This window comes from Streptomyces sp. NPDC029956, from assembly GCF_055574655.1.
The window spans coordinates 1-6,975 of sequence record NZ_JBVHZJ010000072.1 but is presented as its reverse complement, the minus strand read 5'-3'; the positions used below and the strand labels follow the sequence as shown (position 1 = coordinate 6,975).

7 protein-coding genes are annotated in these 6,975 nt (G+C 73.8%); 1 reads left to right on the top strand and 6 read right to left on the bottom strand.

Annotated features, from left to right (window positions below; translation table 11 throughout):
* Window positions 1-141 precede the first annotated feature (141 nt).
* Window positions 142-984 carry a trans-aconitate 2-methyltransferase gene (locus ACZ4XX_RS35785; RefSeq protein WP_468511996.1) on the bottom strand — a complete coding sequence of 281 codons (843 nt, stop codon included), beginning with the start codon at window positions 982-984 and terminating at the stop codon, window positions 142-144.
* Between the two features lie 163 nt (window positions 985-1,147).
* Here ACZ4XX_RS35785 and ACZ4XX_RS35780 point away from each other — a divergent pair, with 163 nt between their 5' ends.
* Entirely contained in the window at window positions 1,148-1,645 is a 498-nt protein-coding gene (locus ACZ4XX_RS35780) for a MarR family winged helix-turn-helix transcriptional regulator (RefSeq protein ID WP_030315385.1), read from the top strand.
* On the opposite strand, the gene ACZ4XX_RS35775 is transcribed toward ACZ4XX_RS35780, so the two are convergent.
* The 5 genes from ACZ4XX_RS35775 to ACZ4XX_RS35755 form a co-directional block, all read right to left on the bottom strand.
* A complete protein-coding gene (locus tag ACZ4XX_RS35775; protein WP_468511995.1) occupies window positions 1,604-2,389 on the bottom strand; it encodes a LuxR C-terminal-related transcriptional regulator in 786 nt (261 codons plus the stop codon). The genes ACZ4XX_RS35780 and ACZ4XX_RS35775 overlap by 42 nt on opposite strands.
* A 300-nt stretch (window positions 2,390-2,689) precedes the next feature.
* A complete protein-coding gene (gene galK / locus ACZ4XX_RS35770; RefSeq protein WP_468511994.1) occupies window positions 2,690-3,829 on the bottom strand; it encodes a galactokinase in 1,140 nt (379 codons plus the stop codon).
* On the bottom strand, window positions 3,826-4,809 hold the full coding sequence (galE, locus tag ACZ4XX_RS35765; RefSeq protein ID WP_468511993.1) for a UDP-glucose 4-epimerase GalE: 984 nt from the start codon (window positions 4,807-4,809) through the stop codon (window positions 3,826-3,828). The genes galK and galE overlap by 4 nt, the downstream gene beginning before the upstream one ends.
* Window positions 4,806-5,849, bottom strand: coding sequence for a galactose-1-phosphate uridylyltransferase (galT, locus tag ACZ4XX_RS35760; RefSeq protein WP_468511992.1), 1,044 nt, complete (start codon window positions 5,847-5,849; stop codon window positions 4,806-4,808). Before galT ends, galE begins: the two co-directional genes overlap by 4 nt.
* Window positions 5,850-6,074: 225 nt before the next feature.
* Window positions 6,075-6,761, bottom strand: a complete 687-nt coding sequence (locus ACZ4XX_RS35755; RefSeq protein WP_468511991.1) for a response regulator transcription factor — start codon at window positions 6,759-6,761, stop codon at window positions 6,075-6,077.
* Between the last annotated feature and the right edge of the window lie 214 nt (window positions 6,762-6,975).

Below are 6,975 nucleotides of genomic sequence, written 5' to 3'. Positions count from 1 at the left end.
CCCCGCTCTAACAGGGTGGCGATTAGGCCTCCTCCTTCCCCCCCCCCCCCCCCCCCCCCCCCCCCCCCCCCCCCCCCCCCCCCCCCCCCCGCCGCCCCCCCCCCCCCTGTGCCGGGCCGGGCGTGTGCCGGGCCGCGCGCGTCAGTGGGGCTTGCGGGCGACGGCGAAGATCCGGCGGAACGGGAACACCGTGCCGTGCGGACCCCGGGGGTAGGCCTCGCGGAGGAGGTCCCGGTACTGGCCGAGGAAGGCGTCGATCGCGTCCCGGTCGTCGCCCAGGGTGGTGAGGACGGGCCGCAGGGCCGTGCCCTTGACCCAGTCGAGGACGGGGTCCTCGCCCTGCAGCAGCTGGCAGTACGTGGTCTCCCAGACATCCGTCTCGCAGCCGAGGTCGGTGAGGCGGGTGAGGTAGTCGGAGGCGTCGAGGATATGGACGAAACGCCGGCCCTGGTCACCCAGCCGGCCACGCCACTCGGGGGTGTCGCAGAGTTCGCCGAGCAGGGCGTGGCTGGGCGAGGTGAAGTTGCCGGGTACCTGGAAGGCGAGGGTGCCGCCGGGCCGGAGTCCGTCGATCCAGCCGGCGAAGGACTCGGGATGGTTGGGCACCCACTGGAGGGCCGCGTTGGAGACGATCAGGTCGTAGGGCTCGGTAGGGGTCCAGTGCGCCGCGTCGGCGGGCCGGAAGTCGATCCAGCCCCCGCCGCGGGTGGTGCCGGAGCAGTCCTTCTCGGCCTGCTCCAGCATGTCGGGCGAGAGGTCGAAACCGGTGATGTGGGCGTCGGCCCAGCGGTCGGCGAGGAGGACCGTCACGTTTCCGGGGCCACACCCGATGTCGGCGATTCGGGCGGGCCGGTCCTGTGCGGGCAGGTGCGGTATTCGGGTGAGCAGGTCGAGGAAGGGCCGTGTGCGGTGGCCCGCGTGCCGGAGGTACTGCTGTGGATCCCATGTCGGCGCGGATGGTGCGGCGGATTCCACGGAATGCATGTTCGAAGCCCCCTTGCTGGAACGAGTTGCCGAAGCGGAACGGAGTTCCGGCCGGGTCCCTTCCCCACAGTCCAGGGAAATATATCTTGATTCCAAGATACTCGACATGGAGAAACTTGACCCCAAGAGACTTTATGTCAACAGACCCTCTACACTGATCGTCATGGAGGACGAGGTCGACCGACTGGTCGCAGCATGGCGCCGCGAGCGCCCCGACCTCGACGTGGAACCGCTCGAGGTGCTCAGCCGCGTCTCGCGGCTCGCCCGGCACCTCGACCGCGCCCGTCGGCTCGCCTTCTCCGAGCACCAGCTGGAGCCCTGGGAGTTCGACGTCCTCACCTCCCTGCGCCGTGCCGGAGCCCCGTACCAGCTCTCCCCCGGCCAGCTCCTGACCCAGACCCTGGTCACCTCCGGCACCATGACCAACCGCATCGACCGGCTCACCAAGAAGGGCCTCGTCGAGCGGCTCCCCGACCCCAGCGACCGGCGCGGCGTCCTGGTCCGGCTCACCCCCGAGGGACGTGACCGCGCCGACGAGGCGCTCGCCGGGCTGCTCGCCCAGGAGCGGGCCATCCTGGCCCAGCTCTCCCGGGGCCAGCGCGGCGAACTCGCCGCGCTGCTACGCCAGCTGACCGCCCCGTTCGACAACGTCCCCGGATAGTCCGGACAGCGGCGCCTCGCCCAGCTGGGCCGGCCCCACCCCCGCACGCCTGGCCAGGGCGACCGCCGCCAGGGTCGAGTGCACGCCCAGCTTCCCCAGCACGTTCTGCATGTGCGTACGGACGGTGTGCGGGGACAGGAAGAGACGCTCGGCGACGGCCTTGCGCCCCAGGCCCGCCACCATGCAGCGCAGCACCTCCCGCTCGCGCGGGGTCAGCGACTCCACGAGCCGCTCGCTGTCCGTCCGGTGCTTGCGGGCGGCCGTCAGCTCCCGCAGGACACCCGTGAGCAGCGCGGGCGGCAGATGCGTCTCGTCCCGCAGCACGCCGCGGACCACCGCGAGGAGCCGCTGGAGGGAGCAGTCCTTCGCGACCCAGCCGGAGGCCCCGGCCTGGAGCGCCAGGGCGGCGCGGTGCGGGTCGTCCTTCTCCGCCAGGACGACGGTGCGGACCGCGGGCTGGACCGTGCGCACCCCCGCGACCAGGGAGATCCCGTCGACGGCGTTCTCGGCGTCGTCCGGCACCGCGCGGGCCACGGCCCCCGCGGGACCGGCGCCCAGCTCGGCGTCGACGAGCAGCACGTCGAACCTGCGGCCCTCCGCGGCGCCGCGCTCCAGGCAGCGCAGGGCGGCCGGGCCGCTGCCCGCGGCGGCGACGTCGACATCGGGCTCGGCCGCGAGTGCGGCGGCCAGTGATTCGGCGAAGACGCGGTGGTCGTCCACCACGAGGACACGGATACGTGCCACGGACACCCCCAAGTGTCGAGGAACGGGAAAACCGACGCGGGTACGGCGCCGGAGGCGGGTCCGTCATCCGCGCGGCCGCCGCCGTGCGTTGAGTGTTACCCCGCTACCGGCGCCGTACCCGACCGGGTCTCGCCCCCTGAACAGCACCGGCCCCCACCGGCGCTGCCCCTCAGAGTAGGGGCGGGGCGTCACGGCGGGGGCCGATTCACGGAACTGTCCGAAGCCGTACGGGCGTACGGAGGGTGTCGGCGGCCCCGTACGGGGCGGTCGGGGCGCCGTACGGGGGTGTCCGCGGGAGGGTCAGAGGCGGCGCGCGCCCGCCGAGGGGACGGCCGGGAAGATGCCGGGGGCCGCGTGGCCGGCCTCGGCGAAGGCCTTCTCGACGGCGGCGGCGACCGCGTCCGCCCGGTCGGTGTCGACGAGGACGACGGCGGAGCCGCCGAAGCCGCCGCCGGTCATCCGGGCGCCGAGCGCCCCGGCGGCGTTCGCCGCCTCGACGACCAGGTCGAGCTCCGGGCAGGAGACCCGTAGATCGTCCCGGAGTGAGGCGTGTCCCTCGGTGAGGACGGGGCCGACGGCCCGGGTCTCGCCGGCGTCGAGCAGCGCGATCGTGCGTTCCACGCGGGCGTTGTCGGTGACGACGTGCCGCACGTAACGCAGAACCGTCTCGTCGCTCAGCAGTGCGAGGGCTTCGGGCAGTTGCACGACACTCACGTCGCGCAGGGCCCGGGCGCCGAGCGCCCGCGCACCGGCTTCGCAACCGGCGCGCCGCTCGGCGTACGCGCCGTCGCCGAGCGCGTGCTTCACCCGGGTGTCGACGACGAGCAGCCGCAGCCCCTCCCGGGCCAGGTCGAAGGGGACCTGACGGTACGAGAGGTCCCGGGTGTCCAGGTAGAGGGCGTGGCCCTGCTCGCCGCAGGCGGAGGCCATCTGGTCCATCACCCCGCAGGGGACGCCGACGAAGGCGTTCTCGGCGCGCTGGGCGAGCCGGGCGAGCTCGGGCCGGGAGAGCCCGAGCCCGAACAGGTCGTTCAGGGCGAGCGCGGTGACGACCTCCAGGGCGGCCGACGAGGAGAGCCCGGCTCCGGTCGGCACGGTCGAGGTGAGGTGGACGTCGGCGCCGGTGACCGGGTGCCCGGCCTCCCGGAGCGCCCAGACGACGCCCGCCGGGTAGGCGGCCCAGCCGCCGCCGGAGAGCGGTTCGAGGGAGTCGACGGCGAGCTGGACGATGCCGCCGTCGATGTCGGCGGAGTGCAGGCGCAGCACCCCGTCGTCGCGGCGGGAGACGGCGGCGACGGTGGTGTGCGGCAGCGCGAGCGGCAGCACGAACCCGTCGTTGAAGTCGGTGTACTCCCCGATGAGGTTGACGCGGCCGGGAGCGGCCCAGACACCGTCGGGGGCGGCGCCGTACAGCGCCTCGAAGTCGGCGGCGACGCTCATGCCCGGCCTCCCTCGTGCCGTGCCCGCGCGAAGGCCCAGGCGTCGGCGACGACGTCCGCGAGGTCCGTGCGGGACGGCGTCCAGCCGAGTCGTTCGCGGGCGGCGTCGGCGGAGGCGACGAGGACGGCGGGGTCGCCGGCCCGGCGTGGGGCGGTGATCTCCGGGACCGGGTGGCCGGTGACCTTGCGGACGGTGTCGACGACCTCGCGTACGGAGAAGCCGTTGCCGTTGCCGAGGTTGCAGACGAGGTGTTCGCCCGTGGTCATCGCGTCGAGTGCCAGGAGGTGGGCCTCGGCGAGGTCGGCGACGTGGATGTAGTCGCGGACGCAGGTGCCGTCGGGGGTCGGGTAGTCGTCGCCGTAGACGGAGATCGCCTCGCGGTCGCCGAGGGCGACCTGGAGGACGAGCGGGACGAGGTGCGACTCGGGTGCGTGGCGTTCACCGAGGGAGCCGTACGCCCCCGCGACGTTGAAGTAGCGCAGCGAGACGGCGGCGAGGCCGTGGGCGGTGCACTCTCCGCCGATCATGTGGTCGACGGCGAGCTTGCTCGCCCCGTAGGGGCTGGTGGGGGCGGTCGGGGCGGTCTCGGTGATCGGGACGGTCTCCGGTTCGCCGTAGGTCGCGGCGGTGGAGGAGAAGACCAGCCTGCGGACGCCGGCGGAGCGCATGGCGGCGAGCAGGGCCATGGTGCCGCCGACGTTGTTCTCCCAGTACTTCTCGGGCTTGGCGACGGACTCGCCGACCTGGGAGAAGGCGGCGAAGTGCAGGACGCCGTCGTAGGAGTCGTCCAGCCACCGCGCCGCGTCCTGGATGCGGCCCTCGACGAACTCGGCGCCCGCCGGGACGGCTTCGGCGAAGCCGGTGGAGAGGTCGTCGAGGACGGTGACCCGGTGGCCCCGCTCCAGGAGGTGGGCGGCGACGACGCTGCCCACGTATCCGGCCCCGCCCGTCACCAGGTACTTCTTGACTGCCTCGGTCACTTGCCTGCCACCTCTCGGAGTCGCCGGGCCGCCGTCTCCGGCGGCACGTCGTTGCTGAACGCGCTCATGCCGGACTCCGTGCCCGCGAGGTACTTGAGCCTGCCGGCCGTCCGGCGGACGGTGAAGAGTTCCAGGTGCAGGGCGAACTCCTCGCGGTCCGCACCGGTGAACGGCGCCTGGTGCCAGGCGGAGATGTACGGCGTCGGCGGCTCCCCCGGTCCGAAGATCCGGTCGAAGCGCCTCAAGAGTTCCAGATAGATCTGTGGGAACTCTGTGCGGGCCTCTTCGTCGAGCGCGCGCAGGTCGGGCACCCGGCGGGTCGGGTAGAGGTGGACCTCGTACGGCCAGTGGGCGGCGTACGGCACGAAGGCGGTCCAGTGCTCGGTCTCCAGGACGATCCGCTCGGCGTCGGCACGTTCGCGGGCGACGACGTCGTCGAAGAGGTTGCCGCCGGTGCGGGCCCGGTGCTCGGCCGCGTGCCGCTGCATGAGGGCGGTGCGGGGCGTGGCGGACGGATAGGCGTAGATCTGCCCGTGGGGGTGGGCGAGGGTGACGCCGATCTCGGCGCCGCGGTTCTCGAAGCAGTACACCTGCTCGACGCCGGGGCGGGCGGCGAGTTCGGTGGTGCGGTCGGTCCAGGCGTCGAGGACGAGGGCGGCCCGCTCGGGGGTGAGGTCGGCGAAGGAGGCCTCGTGGTCGGCGGTGAAGCAGACGACCTCGCAGCGGCCCGACTCCCCGGCGAGGGTGGGGAAGCGGTTCTCGAAGACGACGACCTCGTAGTCGGGGGCCGGGATCTCGCTCTGCCGTCCGTCGCCCGAGGGGCAGAGCGGGCACTCGCCGACCGGCGGGTGGTACGTCCGGCCCTGCCGGTGCGAGGCGACGGCGACGGAGTCCCCGAGGAGCGCGTCGTGCCGGAGCTCGGTGGCGGAGGTGACGGGGTCGAGCGGCCGGGTGTCGACGGCGGTGCGGACGGCGTCGTCACGGGAGTCGTAGTAGATCAGCTCGCGCCCGTCGGCGAGCGTGGTGACGGTCTTCTTCACGGGGGTGCCCTCCGGCGGTTCAAACATAACCACGCACAAGGAATCACATTCCAACATCACCGTCAACGGCGAAGCCCGGTCACTCCCACGAACGAAGGGACCGGGCTTCACCCGAACGTCAGAAGGCCCGCGCACCGGAGGGCCGGAGACCCGGAAGGCCGGGACGCCTCGGAGGTCCTCCGCGGGAACCCGGTGGGGACCGGAGCGGGGACCTCGGCGGGGACCTCAGTGGGACGGCCCCCGCTGCACCGGCAGCGCCCGGTCGAGCAGCCCCGTACGGGCCGCGAGGGCCGCCGCCTCCAGGCGCGACCCCACCCCCAGCTTCATCAGGACCCGCTGCACATGCGTCCTGGCCGTGCTCGGCGCGATCCCCATCCCCTCCGCGATCAGCCGGGTGTCCTCCCCCTCCGCGACCCGGACGAGGACCTCCACCTCCCGCTGCGTCAGGAGCCGCAGCAGCCGCTGGCCCTCGTCGTCCGGCTGCGCGGAGGGGTGCAACAGCTCCGCGAAGGCCGACTGGAGCAGCTGCGGCGCCACCGCCGACTCCCCCGCCCTCGCCTTCACCAGGGCGCGCTCGACGCCCTCGATGCGCTCGTCGTGCCGGACGTACCCCGACGCCCCGGCGGCGAACGCCGCCGCGATCCCGCGCGGCGAGGGCACCGGGCCGAGCACCACCACGGCCACCTGCGGCCGCTCGCGCTTGATCCGTACGACCACGTCGAAGGCCCCCGGTTCGGCCGGGGCGGCCGTGCCCAGGAGACAGACCTCCGGCGCCCGGCTCACCACCAGCTCCGCCGACCCCGCCACCGGCGCGGCCGCCGCGAGCACCCGGTGCCCTCGCAGCTTCAGCGCCGAGGCCAGCGCCTCCGCGAGCAGGCGGTGGTCGTCCACCACCACGAGCCGTACGCCCATCCGGTCATCCCCCATCCTCCGGGCCGCCGTCCACCGGCCACCCGCTCGACCTCGAATTCCTCACCCACCGGCACCCTGCGCAAACGGCCCGGGGGGGGGGGGGGGGGGGGGGGGGGGGGGGGGGGGGGGGGGGAGGGGAGGAGGGGGGGGGAGGGGGGGGGGGGGGGGGGGGGGGGGGAGAGGAAAAAGAGTCCCTGCTTCTTGGTGGGGCGAA